The 18669-nt window shown below is 67.4% G+C and carries 27 protein-coding genes and 1 pseudogene; 13 read left to right on the forward strand and 15 right to left on the reverse strand.

The features are described 5' to 3' along the window. Positions 1-172: 172 nt before the first annotated feature. From OHB21_RS09530 to OHB21_RS09565, 8 genes are all read left to right on the forward strand, one after another. Entirely contained in the window at positions 173-802 is a 630-nt protein-coding gene (locus OHB21_RS09530; RefSeq protein ID WP_328438323.1) for a DUF5753 domain-containing protein, read from the forward strand. Continuing rightward, positions 799-1251: a DNA-directed RNA polymerase subunit beta gene (locus OHB21_RS09535; RefSeq protein ID WP_328438325.1), complete on the forward strand. Its 453-nt coding sequence runs from the start codon at positions 799-801 to the stop codon at positions 1249-1251. Before OHB21_RS09530 ends, OHB21_RS09535 begins: the two co-directional genes overlap by 4 nt. Continuing rightward, positions 1244-1381 (forward strand): hypothetical protein, encoded by a 138-nt coding sequence (locus tag OHB21_RS09540; protein WP_328438327.1) that lies wholly within the window; start codon positions 1244-1246, stop codon positions 1379-1381. Before OHB21_RS09535 ends, OHB21_RS09540 begins: the two co-directional genes overlap by 8 nt. After that, the gene (locus tag OHB21_RS09545; protein ID WP_195125149.1) at positions 1374-1772 is read left to right on the forward strand and encodes a hypothetical protein; all 399 of its coding nucleotides are present in this window, start codon (positions 1374-1376) and stop codon (positions 1770-1772) included. Before OHB21_RS09540 ends, OHB21_RS09545 begins: the two co-directional genes overlap by 8 nt. After that, entirely contained in the window at positions 1769-1978 is a 210-nt protein-coding gene (locus OHB21_RS09550; protein WP_195125150.1) for a hypothetical protein, read from the forward strand. The genes OHB21_RS09545 and OHB21_RS09550 overlap by 4 nt, the downstream gene beginning before the upstream one ends. Beyond that, entirely contained in the window at positions 1957-2322 is a 366-nt protein-coding gene (locus OHB21_RS09555) for a hypothetical protein (protein ID WP_195125151.1), read from the forward strand. Before OHB21_RS09550 ends, OHB21_RS09555 begins: the two co-directional genes overlap by 22 nt. A 14-nt stretch (positions 2323-2336) precedes the next feature. Beyond that, positions 2337-2618 (forward strand): Clp protease N-terminal domain-containing protein, encoded by a 282-nt coding sequence (locus OHB21_RS09560; RefSeq protein WP_195125152.1) that lies wholly within the window; start codon positions 2337-2339, stop codon positions 2616-2618. A gap of 468 nt (positions 2619-3086) precedes the next feature. After that, positions 3087-3341, forward strand: a complete 255-nt coding sequence (locus tag OHB21_RS09565) for a hypothetical protein (RefSeq protein ID WP_195125153.1) — start codon at positions 3087-3089, stop codon at positions 3339-3341. Between the two features lie 111 nt (positions 3342-3452). Here the strand turns inward: OHB21_RS09565 and OHB21_RS09570 are convergent, their stop codons facing one another. From OHB21_RS09570 to OHB21_RS09620, 11 genes are all read right to left on the reverse strand, one after another. After that, positions 3453-4004, reverse strand: a complete 552-nt coding sequence (locus tag OHB21_RS09570) for a hypothetical protein (RefSeq protein WP_328438332.1) — start codon at positions 4002-4004, stop codon at positions 3453-3455. A 26-nt stretch (positions 4005-4030) separates the two neighbouring features. Then, the gene (locus OHB21_RS09575) at positions 4031-4501 is read right to left on the reverse strand and encodes a hypothetical protein (protein WP_195125155.1); all 471 of its coding nucleotides are present in this window, start codon (positions 4499-4501) and stop codon (positions 4031-4033) included. After that, on the reverse strand, positions 4501-4710 hold the full coding sequence (locus tag OHB21_RS09580) for a hypothetical protein (RefSeq protein WP_328438335.1): 210 nt from the start codon (positions 4708-4710) through the stop codon (positions 4501-4503). Before OHB21_RS09580 ends, OHB21_RS09575 begins: the two co-directional genes overlap by 1 nt. Further along, a complete protein-coding gene (locus tag OHB21_RS09585; protein ID WP_328438337.1) occupies positions 4707-5732 on the reverse strand; it encodes a hypothetical protein in 1026 nt (341 codons plus the stop codon). The genes OHB21_RS09580 and OHB21_RS09585 overlap by 4 nt, the downstream gene beginning before the upstream one ends. 31 nt (positions 5733-5763) lie before the next feature. Next, entirely contained in the window at positions 5764-6051 is a 288-nt protein-coding gene (locus OHB21_RS09590) for a hypothetical protein (RefSeq protein ID WP_328438338.1), read from the reverse strand. A 220-nt stretch (positions 6052-6271) separates the two neighbouring features. Beyond that, positions 6272-6544 (reverse strand): hypothetical protein, encoded by a 273-nt coding sequence (locus OHB21_RS09595; RefSeq protein WP_195125157.1) that lies wholly within the window; start codon positions 6542-6544, stop codon positions 6272-6274. Beyond that, the gene (locus OHB21_RS09600) at positions 6541-7665 is read right to left on the reverse strand and encodes a hypothetical protein (protein ID WP_195125158.1); all 1125 of its coding nucleotides are present in this window, start codon (positions 7663-7665) and stop codon (positions 6541-6543) included. Before OHB21_RS09600 ends, OHB21_RS09595 begins: the two co-directional genes overlap by 4 nt. Before the next feature lie 73 nt (positions 7666-7738). Next, positions 7739-8668: a YqaJ viral recombinase family protein gene (locus OHB21_RS09605; protein ID WP_195125159.1), complete on the reverse strand. Its 930-nt coding sequence runs from the start codon at positions 8666-8668 to the stop codon at positions 7739-7741. Continuing rightward, on the reverse strand, positions 8665-8790 hold the full coding sequence (locus OHB21_RS09610; protein WP_267466137.1) for a hypothetical protein: 126 nt from the start codon (positions 8788-8790) through the stop codon (positions 8665-8667). The genes OHB21_RS09605 and OHB21_RS09610 overlap by 4 nt, the downstream gene beginning before the upstream one ends. Next, positions 8787-9092 (reverse strand): hypothetical protein, encoded by a 306-nt coding sequence (locus OHB21_RS09615; protein ID WP_195125160.1) that lies wholly within the window; start codon positions 9090-9092, stop codon positions 8787-8789. The genes OHB21_RS09610 and OHB21_RS09615 overlap by 4 nt, the downstream gene beginning before the upstream one ends. Before the next feature lie 103 nt (positions 9093-9195). Next, complete coding sequence (locus OHB21_RS09620) at positions 9196-9426, reverse strand: MerR family transcriptional regulator (RefSeq protein ID WP_195125161.1); 231 nt, start codon at positions 9424-9426, stop codon at positions 9196-9198. Positions 9427-9674: 248 nt separating this feature from the next. Here OHB21_RS09620 and OHB21_RS09625 point away from each other — a divergent pair, with 248 nt between their 5' ends. Beyond that, positions 9675-10067 carry a helix-turn-helix domain-containing protein gene (locus OHB21_RS09625; RefSeq protein ID WP_195125162.1) on the forward strand — a complete coding sequence of 131 codons (393 nt, stop codon included), beginning with the start codon at positions 9675-9677 and terminating at the stop codon, positions 10065-10067. Between the two features lie 161 nt (positions 10068-10228). Next, the gene (locus tag OHB21_RS09630) at positions 10229-10726 is read left to right on the forward strand and encodes an ImmA/IrrE family metallo-endopeptidase (RefSeq protein WP_195125163.1); all 498 of its coding nucleotides are present in this window, start codon (positions 10229-10231) and stop codon (positions 10724-10726) included. A 48-nt stretch (positions 10727-10774) separates the two neighbouring features. On the opposite strand, the gene OHB21_RS09635 is transcribed toward OHB21_RS09630, so the two are convergent. Next, positions 10775-12124, reverse strand: a complete 1350-nt coding sequence (locus OHB21_RS09635; RefSeq protein WP_195125164.1) for a tyrosine-type recombinase/integrase — start codon at positions 12122-12124, stop codon at positions 10775-10777. Between the two features lie 613 nt (positions 12125-12737). On the opposite strand from OHB21_RS09635, the gene dcd reads away from it, so the two are divergent. Continuing rightward, on the forward strand, positions 12738-13337 hold the full coding sequence (dcd, locus tag OHB21_RS09640) for a dCTP deaminase (RefSeq protein WP_067503899.1): 600 nt from the start codon (positions 12738-12740) through the stop codon (positions 13335-13337). A gap of 428 nt (positions 13338-13765) precedes the next feature. On the opposite strand, the gene OHB21_RS09645 is transcribed toward dcd, so the two are convergent. Continuing rightward, the gene (locus tag OHB21_RS09645) at positions 13766-14215 is read right to left on the reverse strand and encodes a hypothetical protein (RefSeq protein WP_067503902.1); all 450 of its coding nucleotides are present in this window, start codon (positions 14213-14215) and stop codon (positions 13766-13768) included. 287 nt (positions 14216-14502) lie between these two features. Here OHB21_RS09645 and OHB21_RS09650 point away from each other — a divergent pair, with 287 nt between their 5' ends. Further along, positions 14503-15840, forward strand: coding sequence for a helix-turn-helix domain-containing protein (locus OHB21_RS09650; protein WP_084537344.1), 1338 nt, complete (start codon positions 14503-14505; stop codon positions 15838-15840). Between the two features lie 49 nt (positions 15841-15889). Further along, on the forward strand, positions 15890-17146 hold the full coding sequence (locus OHB21_RS09655; protein WP_067503908.1) for a pyridoxal phosphate-dependent aminotransferase: 1257 nt from the start codon (positions 15890-15892) through the stop codon (positions 17144-17146). 560 nt (positions 17147-17706) lie between these two features. Here OHB21_RS09655 and OHB21_RS09660 read toward each other — a convergent pair. Both OHB21_RS09660 and OHB21_RS09665 read right to left on the reverse strand, forming a co-directional pair. After that, a complete protein-coding gene (locus tag OHB21_RS09660; RefSeq protein WP_147265891.1) occupies positions 17707-18060 on the reverse strand; it encodes a hypothetical protein in 354 nt (117 codons plus the stop codon). A gap of 368 nt (positions 18061-18428) precedes the next feature. Further along, positions 18429-18647 (reverse strand): annotated as a pseudogene (locus OHB21_RS09665) (dihydrofolate reductase family protein); the annotation flags it as partial. Positions 18648-18669: the final 22 nt, after the last annotated feature.

Here is an 18669-nt window from a genome sequence, read left to right on the forward strand (position 1 = left end):
TGCATGGGAGCTGCACCGGGACCCCATGGTTCCCCCTCCCCATCGCCGCGACCCTCAATTCATGGCTCGCACACCGAATCGTTGGACGCCCGTAGTTGTCGGCTTGGCGGTTGGCCTGGCGATCTGGACGGCGATCACGGCGGCCTGACCACCCCACGAAGGAGGAGAAACCATGTCCCTCATCTCCGGTACCTCCAGCCCGAAGTTCCGTCACTGGCGGCGCGACCAGCCCAGCGCGCTCCAGGGCCGCACTCGCCAGCTCGAGGCCGATACCTCGACGCAGGTCGAGTACTCCACGGATCTCGTGCCCGGCTTGCTCCAGACGTTCGACTACGCGGCGGCGGTGCTGACCGCGGCCTTCGGCACCGTCGGCGAGGAGTTCGTCGAGGAGATCGATGCCGCCGTCGCGGCCCGGATGGCGCGCCAGGCGGATTGGCGCAAGTCCGGTCGGCGCACGCGCTTCCTGCTCGGCGAGCAGGCGCTGTACACGACCGTGGGGAAGCCGAGCGTGATGCGCGCCCAGCTCGGGGCGCTGATGGGTCCGCTGCCGCAGAACACCGAGTTGGGCATCATCCCCCGCGACGCCACGTACTTCACGGGCATCACCAGCTTCACCCTGTTCGATGACGAGGCGGTGGCGATCGAAACACTGACCGGCGCTTTGCGTTTCACCGACCCGCGCGACATCGCCGACTACGAGCGCGCGGTGGAGGCGCTCACCGCGCGCGCGGTGACCGGCCGAGACGCCGAACGGCTCATCGCCGACGCGGCGGCCCCCCACGCCAGGGGGACGGAGGGGTGAGCGACACGCCACGCACACGATGCGACTTCTACCGCGCCGTGTGCGATCTCCCAGCCGTCATCGACGCAAGCGGCCGTATCTCGTTCTCGACCGGGATGGTGGGCGCCCTGCGGATGCCCGCCGACCTCGGGCAGCGGGTTAAGGCCGGCCTGGATCGCCAGAAGCTCGGCGGTGGCCCGGTCATATCGCACCCGCGCAGCCACACGTGGTTGTTCCTCGTGCGGCCGGACATCCCCGAGAGCCCTGACGATGAGCCGTCGTTGTGGCGCAACCACGTCCACGTCATTCGCCGCGGTGGGTCGGTCGCGTTGCCTGGCCCCAGTGAGAGCAGGTCGCAGTACCGGGCGTGGATCTCTGCGCCGCGCAGTGCGTTTCGGCCGTCCGGGTTGGTGGTGCTCGATCAGGTGCGTGCGTGCCTGCGAGGGAGTGGTGTCCGTGTTGGTGCGTGAGCCGCGGTCGCTGGACGACCTGATGCCGGACGAGCGCCCGCTCGACGATCTGATGCCTGATGAACCACCCCTCGACGAACTCGTCCCGGACGAGCCGGCCGCCCACCCCGAGGGGGCCGCCGATGGATGACACCGCGCCGTACACCGACACCGTCAGCCTCTACGTGGCGGGTGGCGGCATCTTCTGCACGATGCGGCCCACCGACGGCGCTCACGCGATGTGGGAGTTGGAGGACGGCGTCGTGCGGATCATGGCACTCCACGACCAGACGACGGTGCAACCGGCCCACATCGGCCGCCCGCGTGATCAGTACTGGTCGCCCGGCACGATCGCATGGGGCTTGGGGGACCAGCCGGACACCGACGCCGTGCGTCCAATCCTGCCCGCCTACACGGACCTGTGGGACGAGATCGACCGCGCGGTCCGCGAAATCCGGCAGGACGGACGGTATCCCAGCGCGGGTGCTGCCCGGTATTTGCCCGCGGGTCAGCGTCCGCGACTCCGTGGGGTGCGGCCATGAACGGGCTCGCGGTGTTCCTGTACACCCTCGGCGCACTGATCTTGATCGGCGGTCTTGTCGCGCAGGCGAACTCGATGTGGCCGCGCCGAATCCCGACGGGCCTCTCCGTCGCCGACATCACCAAGCGCGTCGCCCGCGAGAACGCCAGCCACGCCAGGCGCTCGTTGACCATCCAGGAGGAACCATGTCCATCGCCCACACCCTGAAGTCGGTCGCCGCCGCGTTCGTCCTGGCGGTCGGCCTCGTCGCCGCCGGTCCGGCCGTCGCCGTCGCTGCGCCGATGGTGACCCCGGTCGGGTGGTGCCCGCTCGGGCACGTCGACCCGAACGACCCGGACTCGGCGTGCGTCGGCAGCGACGCCGCGAACTATCCGCGGGTGCCCGCGGACCCGTACGGCGTGCCGTTGAAGAAGTGCGGTCCCGGCAATGACGGTGAGCAGGTGAGTACCGAGGACCAGCACGGCGGCCACTCCAAGTGGATCTGCCGCCACATCACGAGGGTTTTCGGAGATGATTACTGGGAGTGGAGCGAGTTCGCGCTCGCTCGGTGAGAAGGGATGCGCTGATGACGGACGCGGAGCAGTTGCCGCTGACGCCCCGCCTCGCGACCATTCTTGAGTCGGCCCAATCCGCCGCACGGGAGTTCGGTTACGACGCGGTGGGTGTCGAGCATCTTCAGTTGGCGATCCTCGCCGACCCTGACGCGATACCCACGGAGGCGCTCGCTCGGAGCGGCCATCTTGACCAGTTCGTAGCGGCGCTGCGGCAGGTGATGGAACGGCCGGGGTATCGGGAGTCGACGCGGCGGGCTCGGCGTTTGGACGGATCGGTCACCGAGGGCGATTGATCGGTGGTGTGGAGCGGGCTGACCGGCTGAGGCTGGTCAGCCCGTTTCGCTGTCAGCAACAATCCGGCATACTCGAACGTATGAGCGAATCGGGCTGGCGGCCGGTGTACGAGGTGGAGGGGCGCCGCGTACCGCCAACACGGCTGGTTCGCACGCGGGACGGCAGGTGGGCGGAACCGGCCTTGGTCTGGTGCCCCAATGGCCACCGCCTCAAGGCCGGGACGGGCAAGGTCGGCGCGGTCCTCTGCCGTGCGATCCCGGAGCGACTGCATCGCACGGACCTGTGCCTGGTGTGCGGCGTGATGGTCTACACCCCGCCTCGCGTCGACGCGTGTCGGCATCCGTACGACGATGGTCAGCCCCCGGCACCCCAGTCCTGACTGCCGATAACGATCAATTATCGGCGGTCAGTGGCGGCTGCGGCGGCAATCATCCAGTCCACCTGAGAATGCCCGTATCGTGGCGGACATGACTAATCGTGTCTACCTGACCAAGATTGCCTCGGACTGCGTACCTCACGCCCTGGCGTTCCACGACGATAGCGCCGAGGGACTGGCATACATCAAGGCCGAACGAGTCATCTCGAAAGAAAACGGTTGGCTGCGGGTTCGACCGATTGCGCCGCATGACAATGAGCTGGTCGACCTACCGCCGACATCCGTCGCGGCGGTCGTAATAGATAAAGGCGCTGACGAGGAAGAAAGTCAAGAGAAGATGAACTGAATCGTCGTCGATCCCAGGGTCGCTCGTGACAAGGTCAATCGTCGATCCTGGTCGGCCTCGTTTATCGCAGCGTCAAGTAGCATCGCTGTCCGTAGGGCCTGATGGGCATCGTCATGTTCGTAGTCGTTTAAACGCGTCCTGCGGGCGAGGGCACATCAGCAGGAACGAGACTATGGTCCAAAGTGTCACGCCGACTGTCCAGTAAGTCAAAGCGTCGTCCGACAAGGGGGCTTCTGTCGCCTGCTTTTGGTATATCAGAACTGTCATCATCGAAGCCACGGCCACGGATATAAATGCCGAAGTTGCCAGCCTTAGGCGTGCACGCCTCCGATCTGCAAGGAAGAACCAGGTGTCGGCAGCTTGGGCGGCACCCGATGGGGCAGGATGGGCGACGATTCCTTCAATATAGCGAACTTCTGCCAGCGCATGGGCAATAGAGCGGTCGAGCGTATCGGTCCCGGCCAATTCGCTCGGCCAGTCATTTCGGAGCTTCAATAGGTGATCAAGCCTGTCGTACGGGCTCTTTCGCGAGGTGCGAAGTGCGTACCTCCCCCCGATCCATGCGACCGTAATCGCAGCGAGCGGGGCAGCGAGTAAGAGAAAGTCGGCCCACCACGAGCCAGATGTCGGAGCGCCGGATTCCTGTGCGAGCCGTTCGATCACAGATGCCATCCTGCCAGCTGGCGTGCCTACATGCCGCCCTTCTCGCGGAGCCCGTCGAGCAACCGGCCCGCATCCCCCGAGAACGCCCGCATCGGCTCCGACCCACCCCCCGACACCTCCGGCTCCGCCGAGGCGCGCCTACGCCTCCACGAGAGCCCCGTCCGGGGTTCCTGCGTTCGCGCGCGCCGCCCGAACATCGCCATCGCACGGGCACGCGTCTCCGGCGACGCAGGAGGAGCCGCGGGCAACGCTGGCCGGTACGCAGGCGCGTAGCCGGGAGCTGGACGCGCAGACCGAACCAGCGCGGTCACGTGGCCTGGCATGATCCGCTCTGTCGACTCGGCGTAATGCGCACGGATGGCGTTGAGCGCGGCGTCGCGATCCCACCGGGCGCGGTTCGCGGCATCGAGCCATGCGGACTGCATGAGGCGGTCGATGTTGCGGGCGTCGTAGGACTGGGCGACTTGGAGGAGGATCAGGATTTCGTCGGGAGTCATCACGGTCCGTCGGGGTCGATGGGGTGGAGGTCGGTCGGGTGGTCGTGCAGTTGGCCGTCGTCGTTCTCGTCGGCCCAGGACGTTCCGCAGTCGGAACACACGAATGAGTCGCCGTCGTGCGCGATTGTTCCTGTGCCGCAGGCGATTCCGCTGCACGTGTGGGTGATGTGCATGTCGGGTGGTCGGGTGTACTGGACGCGGTAGCTCATGAGACGGCGTCGATGGCTGTGGCGCCGCTCCAGACGTCGAGTTCAGTGACGGACGCGACGCGGATGGGCAGGGGGATTCCGGCAGCGGCGAGGATTCGCGGGTCGGGGTTGTCTTTCAGCGCTTCCGCGCGGGCGAACTTCAGTTCGGCCGGGGTCAGGGTCTGCGCTGCCGGGTCGACGGTGCGCGCAGGCGACGGGCGGTGCCGCGTGGGCAGGGGGCCGTCGGTCCAGCGTTCGTTGTTCAGCCACGTCGACGCGTGTGGGATGAACTGTGCCTCGGGCAGGTTCGGGTCGGCGGCGAATCGTCGAGCACCGTCGAGGATCAGGGCGGGGTCGGTTCGGGTGATGGCCTTCGCGTACGCCTTGCGGGCTCCGCCCTTGTCGGTTCGTCGTGGGTAGATGTCCCAGAACTCGACGAAGCCGGACGGGATCGGTGTCGGGCTGGGCGCGGCCGATGGAGTATTTGAAGTACCTACGTAAGTAGGTACTTTGTCTTTGTCTTCTTGTTCTGGCACGTTTTTGGTACCCGTTTGGTTGGCGTTTGCTGTAGCACTTGCTACCCCGCCGACATCCTTCTTGGCAGCGTTCCGAGCCTTCGCCGCGCCGCCCTTCTGCCCCGCGGACCTGCGCTTCTCTTGGATCGACTCGACATTGGCGCGCAGATTCTGACGGTTGGGGTACGTCAAGAACAGCACGCAATCTGTCGGCAGGATTTGACCGGTCGCCGACTCGAACTTCGCACGGATTTCGCTCGAATCCAGTTGCGATCCGTTCGGAATCGGCACGATCTCCCCGCGGCGGAACTCGACCGCGATGCCTGTGGCGAGCACGGCGTCGCGGTCCCGTTTGGTGCCGAGCCCGCGCCAGATGGCGGGCGAGACGACGCCGTCGGTGAGGTATTCGCCACAGTGGCACCAGGCCTCGACCATCATCCATTTCTGGGCCTTCGAGAGGCCCGCGAACTTCGGGTGGCGGGGAAGGTCGACGTAGACCTTGATGAACGGCCGTGTGTCTTTGCGCATGGCGTCCCCTTTCGTTGGGGTGCGGTGGGATTCAGCGGATGGGGCGTACGTCGGGCACGGCGGCCCGGAACGTGGGCAGCCTGAGGCCGCACGCGGTGCAGTGGACGTACGGGTACGGGAGCGCGGCCAACTCGACGAGGTGGCGGCGGCAGATGTAGGAGTCCGCGCGCCACGGCGGCGGAGCGTCGCAGTCGTGCCTTGTGATCTCGTGGTCGGGAGGCCGGCTGCACGCGGGGCGTCGGCGCATGAATGTGCGGCCGACCTCGCAGCGGGTTGCTGTGACCCATGCGGCGAGGTCGGCCGCGGTCGGCGCGGTCATGCGGCCGGGCTGTCAGCGGCATAGTGTGCGTCGCGCCCGACTTTGCCGAGTCGGACTCGGGCGGGTAGGTGGCCGACGTGCCAGCCGTCGGCCGCGGCCGGGCACTGGTACGGCGACATGCGGCGGCCGGGGAGTCGGCGCACGACGGCGCGGGCCGCCCTGCGTGTCCAGTAGCGGCGTTTCTGGCAGGTCGCGCACCAGACCCAATCGTCGGATCGTTTCATGACGCTTTCCTGTCGAGGGCGTTGACGAGCTGGTCCAGCAGTGGGCGGCCGAGATGCCGTTCCGCGGCCTCTTGCTGCTCGACGGTGCTGTTCAGGTAGAGGGCGGCGAGGAGGTCGGCGGGGACGCGAATCTGTCGGATATCCCCACGGGGCCGCCTGCGCTCGGCGCGGGCGGCGGTGGCGTGGGCGGCCCGGCACGCCGCGCACGGTGTTTCGCGCGCGCGGCGGTGACGGTGGTATCCGGCGTTCGTGCCGCAGGCGAACGTCACGCTGCGTCGATCTCCGGTTCCGAGGCCCGCCCGGATTCGTGGCCGCGGAGGACCTTCACAGCCTGCTCCGCCTCGGCGCGGACTGCGGCGCACATCGTCTCGGGCAGGGCGCCCGCCGACTTCCACAGCGCCTGCAGCTGCTCGACCGTGTCGGCGGCGGTGATTTGCGCGCGAAGGTCGGCGGTGAACTGTTCGACGGCCGCCGGGTCCGGCGCACTGCCAGTGCTGCGCGCCACGGCTGCTCGTGCACGATCGGCAACCGAAGGCAGGTCCTGGTGGTCCGGCTCCGGCTCGGCGACGTGCTCGGGTGTGCTGTCGAGGGTGCGGAGGTCGCGCACCTGCGCCGTCGCGGGATCGCACCGAAGGATGTCGAAGACCAGCCAGGCGAGAGTGAAATTCGGTGCAGTGCGCGCCTTGTCGACGCCGGGGCGGATACCGGCGTGTACGGATCGGACGCCGACCACCTTCGGGGCCTCGTCGCGCGAGAGCCGAACCCACGCGGATGCGTCGAAGCCGAGGTTCTTGTGCCCCTCCGGCTTCGACTCCTTCTGACCGGCAACGGGCTGCCCATCGGCACCCATGACCGCGACCTCCTTGCCGCGAGCCGTCATCACGACGATGCCGGGGAACTGCATGAGCAGGTTCATGATTCGGTAGTGGCGCGCGTTCGCGTCGTTCCAGAGGTTGGGCGGCGGCTTGATCTCGGCGTTGGGGTCGGCGGCGAGTTCGCGTCGGCCGCGGCGTGATTCGCGGGCGCGTTCGGTGGTCCAGTCCTTGAGCTGGTCCCACTCGTTGGTCATGCTGTCGATGATCAGCACGACGGGTTTCTCGCCAGCAGCGTTGGCGCGCTTCGCTTCGGCGTGAACGGCCTGGATCTGCTCGAGGATGGACGGGTACGTTCCGTCGTGCTCCAGCACCAAGTACGCGGCTCCGGGTATGGCCGCGTACTCGTCGGCCGCGCCCTCGCCGAGGTCGAGCCAGTACGCCTGGCCGAGCCGGTTGTCGGCGGTGAATTCGGCGCAGGTCCAGGACTTTCCGCTCTTCTCGCCGCCTTCGATCAGGATCAGCGGCCACGGGACAGCGCCGGTCGGGCGGCGAGTGCGGAGTTTCGGGGCGGACATGGGTGGTTCCTTTCGGGTGATGTGCCGGGCACAGGTGGCGGCCTGTGCCCGGCGGTGGTGACCGTGGCGGCGGTCAGGACTGGTGGACAGGCGGAAGGTCGGCGGCGGCCCAGTCGATCGGCTTGCGGAACTTGTAGAGGGCGACAGCACCGCCCTTCGTGGGTTGCCGGGTGGCGACGACCTGCCGGTTCTTCCCGTGGCCGATAACGGCCCGCCGCGCTGTGCCCATGGTGCGCAGCAGGCGGCTCCGCATCAGGTTGAGCGCTTCCTCCGCAGCCGAGTGTCCGTGCACGGCGGCCTCGAACTCGCGCGCCAGGTCGACGGAGACCCGCCAGTCCTCATGCGCGCCCCGGTCGATGTCCGGATGCGCGCGTCGGATCGCGTTGTAGGTCTCCTCGTGCCCATCGACCTCCGGCGGTTCACCGTGCGGGTCCATAGCGTTGCGGTGGAACTCGCGGCAGTGGTCCTCGATCTCGGTGGCCAGCGCGGCGTCGTACGTAATGGGGTGCTCGGTCTCGTCGTAGAACGGGCCGAGGCACACGACGTACGCGCGGTGGCAGCTGGTCATGTGGAGTTGCCACTGCACTTGCAGGTAGTAGCCCAGGGGGATCTCACTGGAACCGGTTGCCCCCCACTGGTAATCGCCGCGCCCGTCCGTCTTCGCTTCGATGACGAACAGTTCGCCGGTTTCGCGGTGGCGCGCCATCGCGTCGGGTGTTGCGGCAGCCCAGGTTTCGAGGCCGGGGCGGCTGAACGACCCGCTGTCGACACGTTCCAGTTCGGGGTGGCGGCGGAAGAAGCGCGCCAGGATGACCGGCTCGAAATCGCGGCCCCGCTCGGTGACCTCGCTGTCGCCGTCGGGCTGGAGTTCCCCGCGCAGGAGGTAGTACTCCTTCGTCGGGCTGCTGTACTTGCTCGCGTTGAACAGGCCGGGGATCTTCGACGCGGTGATCCGGCGCACCCACGCCTCCGATCGCGGCATGAGCAGTTCAGGCGCGCTCATCCGATCGCCCCCACACGCACGGCATAGATGACGCCGAGGATGAGGACGGTGACGAACGTGCCGAGCGCGACCGCGATCAGGTGCGCGGTCGTCGGCGACAACGGGCGGCGCGGGGCGGTCATGAGGTCACCGCCTGCGCGGCGGCAGTGACCTGCGCCAGGAGGTCGAGCATGGCGTTCACCGTGCCGAGCGCGGACGATCCATGCGTCTCGATCCACCGTGCAGTGAAGTCGTCGACATTCGGATTGGTCGCCGACCGAACGTTGTCAATGCCGGTGAAGTTCTCGGGGAGGAACACGGTGACCCGGTACCCGAATCCTGTGCGGGCCAGGTCCCACTGGGGGACGTTGGTGCCGTGCATCGGCGGAGCGGCGGCATCGAGAGACGAAATCGCCTCATGCAAGATGGTACTGTTGGTACGCACTTGTGGGTTGGTTCCTTTCGGGTGCACGGCCGACGTCGCAATCTCTTGGCGGAGAGACGTCGGCCGCTTTACGTCCAGGTCACAGTCGCGACCATGAAGTGGGTTAGGCAGCGGGTTCCCAGGGATTCGCCTGGAGCCAGGCGTCCACGTCGGCGGGCCGGACGCGCTTGGAGCGCGCGGTGCCGCTCGGCGCGACTGCGGCCAATCGGCCGGCCTTGATCTCCCGGTCGATGAAGAAGTAGTTGAACCCGGTCGAGTCGGCGACCTCCTGCACGGTCAGTGCGAGCCTGTCGCGCAGGGGGACGTCGGGCCTCTCGGCGCGCGGGTCGGGCATGGGGTTGGTTCCTTTCGTGCGGGGTGGCGGCCCCGGTGTGTGTACTCCGCAGACCCTACGCGAAGTGAATGCGAAGTGCAACGAGGGCCTATCAGGGAGCGGCGGGTGGGAGGTCGTGAAACATCGTGTGTACCAGGTACATCGGATGTTCTGATGCGAGTGGGACTGCGAAGTGACCTGCGAAAGGGGTGTGCAACGGCTGCGCAACCTTCATTGACTTCGCACTTCCGCTTCGCAACAATGGCGGGATGACTGAGACGGACGCGCATGATTCGCAGTGGGCACTCGGCGTCCGAATGCAGGAGGCCCGTCACGCGCTGGGCCTGTCGAAACGGCGGGCCGCGGACATTGCGGGAATCAGCGAAACGCGCTGGCGGCACCTTGAGTCTGGGGTCGAGCTGATCCGGGGCGAGCCGTATCCTGTGCGCACTACCGAGGAGACCGTTACGCGCGTAGCGCGAGCGCTGCAGCTTCCGCCCGCCGACCTGCTGGCCTGCGCCGGTCTTCGCCTGGGCGGCGAGTCCGATCCTCCGGCTGGCGTCGGCCATGAGCACGTCGACGTCTCCGGCCTCAGCGCCGACGACGTCGAGAAGGTCCGAGCCTTCGTCGCGTTCTTAAAGACTGGGCAAAGAAATTCCTAAGGGCAATTTCTCCGATCCGCGTAACGACTGGTCGGTCGCGGAGTACATCTATTTTTGCGGAGGATTATCCTCCGATTCCGAGCGTGCCATGGGGTAGGCGGCGCGCGCCGGGAGCTTTGTGTGTGTGCCCAGGATGCGTACCAGTGAGAGCGAGCGGCTAGATGAGGTATGACCCATTCGCGGATGCGGTCAACAGGGGGGTACAGGTCGGTGTCACCGACCTGCCGGGGACAGACGGGTGGTGGATTCAGGACGAGGGGACGGTTCTGCTAGACGCCCAGCTAGACGCGCGGCAACGCCGCGTGATGTGCGCGCACATGCTCGCCCACATCACGCTCCGCAACCTCGCCGATCGGTGCGACTGCCCCCAACACGACACCGAGGTACGAGTCGCGCGACTCACCGCCAGCCGCCTGATCGGTCTGCCGCAACTCATCTGGGCGATGAAGCGCGCCGACGACGCCGACGCGGTCGCAGAGCGTCTCGGAGTGACCACCGCGGTGCTCGCGAAACGACTCCGCACCTTGACGGAACTGGAGTTGCAGCAGGTGCGCGCACGAACCGGCCGTCGGCTCGTGTGGTCGACCGACCCTTACAGCAGCCCCCTTCGGTGCTCGGTCTCTGCCACCCTCGGGGCGTCCACGCTGCGAGCGAGTTAGCCATGCTCCACGGAAGGCCCCCAACCAGTCCGGTTGGGGGCCTTCGCCTTACGCGGACTCGTCGAACTCGCGCTCGTCGTCATCCACGATGACCGAGTTCAGTTCGGACAGCGCGGCACGCTTCAACGCGAGATCGGTGTGCGCGTACGCCCGCTGCGCGGCGGCGGAGGACTGCCCCATGATCGCCATCCGAACCTCCTCCGGGACATTGGCCTCGAGGAGGAGGGTCGCCGTGGTGTGGCGCGCCGCGTGCAGCACAACGTCCGGAGCGCCCGCCATCCGCAGCGCCGCCGCCCACGCCGCCCGATCGTCGTCGCCGTCGTAGGGCAGGCCGTTCTCCTTCACCCACACAAGGCCGAACCGGTTCGGCCTCATCGTCTCGATGTGGGCGCGCAGCAGTATCAACAGCGGCGCCGGAAGCGGCAGTGCGCGAACGCTGTCGTCCGTTTTCGGCCGCACGAGGGCGAGCCCTCGGTACAGCGGGCGGACCTCGTATCCCGGTGGCGCGTCGAACATCTCCAGCGGGTACACATCGCTCAGCGGGAGGGGATCGCCCACCTTCCGTTTCAGCGGCAATCGCTGGATCGCCCAGGACAGATCGACCGTCCCGGCATCGAGGTCGACCCGATCCGTTTCGAGCCCCAGGCACTCGCCTTGCCGCGCGCCGGTTAGGAGTGCGAACGCCCAGCGGACTGCCAGCGGGTCGCCGGTGTCGAGCGCGGCCCGGATGACGGCCCTCGCCTCCGCCGATGTCAGCGCGGCGCGGGTGCGCTGGGTTCGGCCGCGGCCGGTCGCAATTGCCTTGGGCGCGTGACGGTCTTGCGACGCTGCCCGAGTTCTCGGCTTGTCGACCAGATCGACGACGTTCTGCCGGAGCCCGAGCCCTGGCTCGCGCAGCCCGTCCCGGAGGGCAACATGGAGGACGTTGTACGCCACCTCCGCGGTCCGGGCGGAGAGGCCGGCCTTGGTGATCTGCGACAGCATGTACCGGACGTGCTTCGGCTCCACCTTCACCAACCTGTGCGTACCGATGTGCGGAATGATGTTCCGCCGCACCATCGACACATAGGAGCGGTACACCCGCGGACGAAGCCGAGGCTTGGCGATCTCAATCAGCCAGTATTCAAGCCACTGCGCCAGGGTCATGGCGGATTGCCGGATGGGCCGACCCTCGATCAGGTCGGCGATGAACGCATTCTTCGCCGCGATGACTGCGTTGCGGTTCTTTCGGCGGATGACCTTGCGGTCCCGCTCGCCGTTCGGCTTCGGCGGCAGCTCGATGGCGACGGCCCACATCGTGTACTCGACTTGCCGCTTCTCGCCGGTCCGTTTGTTGGTGACGGTCTTCTTCCGAGTCTCGCGGTAGGGGTGCGAGTCGCTGCCCACGTCCGTGGTCATTGCTTGGTTCCTTTCGTCCCCGTGGCGGCGGGGTGTGGGATCTGCGGGTCCGTGGCGGCGGGCGCACAGATTCGTTTGCGTGGTGTAGCCATTGGTGTAGTCCGGCCAGACCAACCAGGACCAACGGAGACCAACGAAATAGCCTCTGACCTGCTTGTTTGCGTCCGAACTGCCAGGTCATTGTACCTGAACTGTCAGCTTCCCAAGCAGACAGCGCGGGTTCGATTCCCGTCATCGGCTCCACATCGAATCCCCCTGGACTCCAGGGGGATTCGTCGTTTCGGGGCTGCGCGTTTCCCGTCGGCGGCCGGGATCGTCAACAGTCATTCGGGTGCGTCGGCACCCCGTCACGTCCTCGACGTCGGGTTGCGGTGCGTGCCGCTCGCCTGATGCGCACTCTCCCCGGTGAGCCGGTACACGTTCTTCGTTCGCAGGTCGATGCCGCGGCCCCACCGTGCGCCGGCCGTGCTGGGCAACGGGACGCCGTCGGCGCGGCTGCGTCGGCGGATGGGCGTCGGGACGCATCGCCGGCGCTGAGTCGCTCCGACATCGAACACCCGGTGCCGCGAACCCGCGCGCACCGGCGAGCGGGCATCACGGTTACGCTCACCCGGTGCTGCTTTCCGATCGCGATATCCGTGCGGAGATCGCCGCTGGGCGTCTCGGGGTCGAGCCGCTGCTGGAGAACCTGATCCAGCCGTCGAGTATCGATGTGCGCCTGGACCGGCTCTTCCGCGTGTTCGACAACTCCCGGTACACCCATATCGATCCGGCGCAGCGGCAGGACGAGCTGACCAGTCTGGTCGAGCCGGGCGAGGGGGAGCCGTTCGTGCTGCACCCCGGCGAGTTCGTGCTCGGGTCCACGCTGGAGGTGTGCACGCTGCCCGACGATCTGGCCGGGCGGCTGGAGGGCAAGTCGAGCCTGGGCCGGCTGGGTCTGCTCACGCATTCCACGGCCGGGTTCATCGACCCCGGTTTCAGCGGGCACATCACCCTGGAGCTGTCGAACGTCGCGAACCTGCCGATCACCCTGTGGCCGGGGATGAAGATCGGCCAGCTGTGCCTGTTCCGCCTGACCAGCCCGGCCGAGCACCCCTACGGCAGCGCGGGCGCGGGCTCGAAGTACCAGGGCCAGCGCGGGCCGACGCCATCGCGTTCCTACCTCAACTTCCCCCTGCCCGCCGACGCGCTGAACGCGGCCGAGTCGCACTGACCCCGCCCCGTCGCCGGGAGTTGTCGCGCGGGAAATTGGCCGCCCCGGCCAGAACTGAGGCGCGCGCAGGGTTGGCCGCGTCGTCATGCCGTGGTCGCCCACGGTGGTGGTCAGGCCCCGCGCGCCGCAGCGCATCTGGCACATGGTGGTGACCTCCGCCTCCTGAGCGACGATCGCACGCGCGCTGGAGCGGGCCCCCGAGCCCGGTGCCGGGCCGTTCACCGTCGGGCAGGCACAGCCGTACGCGCGGGCCTGCGACGCCCCGCCGCCAGTTGACGACCCTTACGCCGAACGGGGCCGATTCACCTTCCCCAGTGAATCCGCCTCGCGCGGCGTCCTTTTCGCATCGAACCCGGTCCGCCCCGTCGACTGTTAGGGGCAGGGGTGGGGCGGACCGGGTTCGATGGCAGCGGGGACCGACGACGCATTCAGTCCCCGCCGCCCGCTCCCACCGCCAGCGCCGTCGTGATGACCAGCGATAACGGCGGGAGCGCGTCGCCCCGGCTCGGTGGGTTGACCCAGAAGCACCCTTCCCGGGTCCACCGGCCGAGTCCGGTCGGCAACATCACGGCGCTGCCCACGGCGGGGATGCCGATATCGAGGCGGTCGAGCACCTCGAGTACCTGCGGGCCGGGGCGGCTGTCGGGTTCGGCGAGGAAGCTCCAGCGGATCTGGCGGGCCAGCATGGGACCCCTCGCCCCGTGCTGTTCCAGTGCCGCCCTGACCTTTTCGGCACGCACGGTGGGCAGGTGGACGACGCAGACCCGGCCGGTGACGGGCAGCATCACGAATCCGCCGCGCTCGGTGGCGGGCAGTCCGTAATCGTGGCGGTAGAGCGCCACCCAGTCCTCGACGGTCCTCAGCTTGTCCACGTTCACGGCCGACTCCTTGCCTCCGGTTCCAGGGTCGCGCGCCCGGTCGCCGTGCGGAATCGCCCTGCCGCTGCCCTTACGCTGCCCCTGCGGATTCACCAGGTGTGTGCCACGTATTCGCCGGTCTCCCAACGGTTCCGTTATGGACGAGCGTCCAATAGCCGCTCCGAATTGTGTGTGGCACAGGACACATCACCCTCGTACCCTGGGATGGGAGTTCGTCCGGAAGGAATGACATCGTGGTCAGGGAGTGGTCAGGCAGGGAGACCCGTGCCCTTCGCGATGCCAAGAGGATGAGTATCCGGGAGTTCGCCGCGCATCTGGGCGTGCACGAACGACTGGTGTCGAAGTGGGAGGCGGGCGGTGACCGGGTCCATCCGCGCCCGGTCAATCAGGCCGCGCTCGACACGTCCCTGGCCAGGTCCGACGACGTGGTGCGGGCGCGATTCGCGGAGCTGATCGAACAACCGCGGGTCGACGGGCGCGCCGCGCCCGGTTCCGGTGCGCGCTCGTCCCGAGCGCGCGGCAATTATTCGAGCGACGCCGACCTTCTGGCTCTCATAGACGCGGGTGCGTTGAGAGGTGATGCGTTAGCAGCGATTTCGGAGAGGGATCTGATCATGGCGGCTGCCCACGAGGCAAGCGAGCACGCGGGCCGGGCCGAGAGCACCAACGTGGGCGCCACCACGCTGGACCAGCTCGACGCCGATGTCATGCGCATCGCGAACGACTACGTGCACATCCCACCGGTGCCGATGATGGTGGAGATGCTGCGGGTACGGCGTCGCGTCTATCGGTTGCTCGAGGGGCATCAGCGTCCCGCCGACACCAGCCATCTCTACCTGCTGGCCGGCACCCTCTCCGGTCTGCTCGCCAACGCGAGCACCGACCTGGGCTACTACGACGCCGCGGGCGAGCAGGTCAGGGCCGCGTGGGCCTACGCCGAACTGTGCGGGCACAACGGGTTGCGCGCCTGGACGCGCGGTATGCACGCGCTCATCGAGTACTGGTCGGAGCGCCCGCGCCGCGCGGTGCTGCTGGCCCAGAGCGGCCAGGAGTACGCCGAATCGGCGACCGCGCGGGTGCGGCTGTTCAATATCGAGGCCAGGATCTGGTCCAAGATCGGCAGCGCCGACGACACCGAACGCTGCGTGCGCGCCGCCGACGACGCGCGCGCCCGCGCCGCCACCGACGACCTGCACGACGAGGTGGGCGGCGTGTTCGGCTTCCCCGACGCCAAGGCCCAGTACTACGCGGGCGCCACCTTCATCCACCTCGGCCGCGCCGAACCCGCCCTCGCGGCCACTCGGCGCGCGATCGAGCTCTACGCGGGCGGGCCCGCCGAGAAACGCTCCTACGGCGCGGAGGCGCTGGCCCGCGTCGACTGCGCGGCCGCGCACCTGATCAACGGCAGTCTCGACGGCGCGGCCGAGGCGCTGGACCCGGTGCTCGGGCTCGACGAGGACAAGCGCATCAAACAGCTCGAGGAGCGTTTGACGGGCGTGCGCAGGCGGATCGCCGCGCCCACCTTCCGCGCCGCGACCGAGGCGCGCGCGCTCGACGAACGCATCGAGGAGTTCTGCGGCGCCACCGCAGCCAAGGGCATCCCGCCGGGGGAGCGACCGGCCTGAGGGTCGCGGTGCCGGATCAGGGGAAATGTGATTGCGGGGGGATGGCACCATGGGACAGGTGAGTCCGAGTCAGCTACCGCATCGCCCGCCGCGCGTTTTCGAGCAGTCCACGAAACTGCAGAACGTCGTCTACGAGATCCGTGGACCGGTACACGCGCACGCGGCACGGTTGGAGGCCGAGGGCCACCGCATCCTCAAGCTGAACATCGGCAACCCGGCGCCGTTCGGTTTCGAGGCGCCCGACGTGATCATGCGCGACATCATCGCCGCGCTGCCGTACGCGCAGGGCTACTCCGAATCCAAGGGCATCCTGTCGGCGCGGCGCGCGATCGTCACCCGCTACGAGCTGGTGCCCGGATTCCCCGAGCTCGACGTGGACAGCGTCTACCTGGGCAACGGCGTCTCCGAGCTGATCACCATCACCATGCAGGCGCTGCTGGACAACGGCGACGAGGTGCTCATCCCCGCGCCGGACTACCCGCTGTGGACGGCCATGACGAGTCTGGCCGGCGGCACCCCTGTGCACTACCTGTGCGACGAGTCCAACGGCTGGCAGCCCGATATCGCCGATATCGAGTCGAAGATCACCGAGCGCACCAAGGCGCTGCTGGTGATCAACCCGAACAACCCGACGGGCGCGGTCTACTCGGCCGAGGTGTTGCAGCAGCTGGTCGATCTGGCGCGCAAGCATCAACTGCTGCTGCTGGCCGACGAGATCTACGACAAGATCCTCTACGACGACGCCAAGCACATCTCGCTGGCCTCGCTCGCGCCCGACCTGCTGTGTCTCACGTTCAACGGACTGTCCAAGGCGTACCGAGTGGCGGGGTACCGGTCGGGGTGGCTCGCCATCACCGGGCCGAAGGAGCACGCGGCCGGCTTCCTGGAGGGCATCGACCTGCTCGCCTCCTCGCGGCTGTGCCCGAACGTGCCCGCGCAGCACGCGATCCAGGTGGCGCTCGGCGGGCATCAGAGCATCGAGGACCTGATCCTGCCCGGCGGCAGACTGCTCGAACAGCGCGATGTGGCGTGGGAGCGGCTGAACATGATCCCGGGCGTCTCGTGCGTGAAGCCGAAAGGCGCGCTGTACGCGTTCCCGCGCCTCGACCCGAACGTCTACGAGATCCACGACGACTCGAAGCTGATCCTGGATCTGCTGCTCCAGGAGAAGATCCTCATGGTGCAGGGCACCGGCTTCAACTGGCCACACCACGACCACCTGCGGATCGTGACGCTGCCGTGGGCGCGAGACCTCGCGGTGGCGATCGAGCGGTTCGGCAACTTCCTGGCGAGCTACCGGCAGTGACGCGCGTCTCGGGTGCAAACGCCGGAATCGCCCCGGTTCGACCCCTGAAACATACCGAATGTATGGATACGAGCGAGTTTTGAAGACCGACTAGCGCAAAAGTGGAGCTTTTGTGTACAGTGGCTCTCGGCACTTCTAGTGCCCGGTCGGGTTGCCTACCCCCCCTGGGCAACCTGGCCTCGGGTTCCGGCCGCCTACCCCCCTGGGCGTCGGCCCGCGGGCGGCGGAGACATCCCCCTGCTCTCCGCCGCCCCCTCCCCCGTCTCTCCGCGTTTTTTGGCCTGATTCAGGTGCGGGGTGAGTTGTGTACGCGGCCGGGGGTTCGGAGTTAGCCCGTTCGCGGCGAGTCCCCCATGTTCGTGCGTGATCAGTTGTTGCGTTTGCCGGGGTGTGGTGCCGTGTGCGGTGCCGCCCTTCCAGTCGTCTCGTTCGTTCGGGTCGGCTCGTCGGTCGGCCGCGGAGGGCGCTCTGCGGGGCGGGCGAGTGCATCGGTGCGGGGTGGGATGGCGGTGACCGAGTCTGTCGTCTGATCGAGGTGAGTTGTGGCGGCCAGGTCGGCGCTACTGCTCGTTGATGAGTTTCTTGCCGAGCGGTCCGATGACGCCCAATCCGATGACATAGATTGCCATGAAGATGAGGACGGGAAGTGGTATGCGACGATCCTCCTCGCTGATTATGTAGTTCAAATATGCCACCCACGGAAGGCAAAGCAGGCAGAGGACGATCGACCAGAGGGCGGTAAGCCGGTGCATGTTCTTGGTGTGAACTACGCTGGTTGGCCCGTCCGTGGCGGAATCGTCCTGAACCGTCTCGCGAGTCCTCGCGGACCATAGATGTTTCACCGAATCGAAAACGTGCACGACGATGATGAAGTAGAAGATGAAGAGGAGCGTTGAATTGTTGATCGGTGCCACTATCATCTTCTTTCGAACGAGCGTTGACGTAGGAGTCCATGGCGCGGAGCCCGCTCACCAGATCCTTGCCCTGACAGCTGGATACAGCGCACGGCGTCGGTGACTTCAGCTGGTACGGCAACGAACTGCCCACCCCGCGATTGCGACAAGAACACCCCCGGTGATCATCGATCGCCATGAAGCGTATCGTATCGCCGGCGCCGCTCCTGCGTTGCATCCGGGGACGGCGCCAGTTTCCGCAGATTGAATAAGGCCGTTCGGGATTCGATTTCGGCCATGGCGGAGGGCTCGAAGTGACACCGAGGGATATGGCAGGACGCAAGCGGCATTTCGCGGCCTGACCGGTATCGAGCGCATCACCGCGGATGTTCATGCCGGGCGGCATCGGGCTGTTGATCGCCGGTCGGCCAGTGGGAACTCATGATCTCCCACAGCTTGCGGCCGTACAGGAACAGGCCGATCGGCCGCTCTCGCTCGAGCCACCATTCGAATAGTTCGTCGCTCGGGTCGCTCCGGTTGAGGTCGCCGTCGGGCGCGGAGACGTAGCCGTCCAGGGCCAGGTTCATGCCGTAGATCAGCTTGCGCATGGCGCCGCGTTCTTCCGCCGGT

Source organism: Nocardia puris, assembly GCF_036051655.1.
In the GTDB taxonomy this organism is placed as follows: domain Bacteria; phylum Actinomycetota; class Actinomycetes; order Mycobacteriales; family Mycobacteriaceae; genus Nocardia; species Nocardia puris.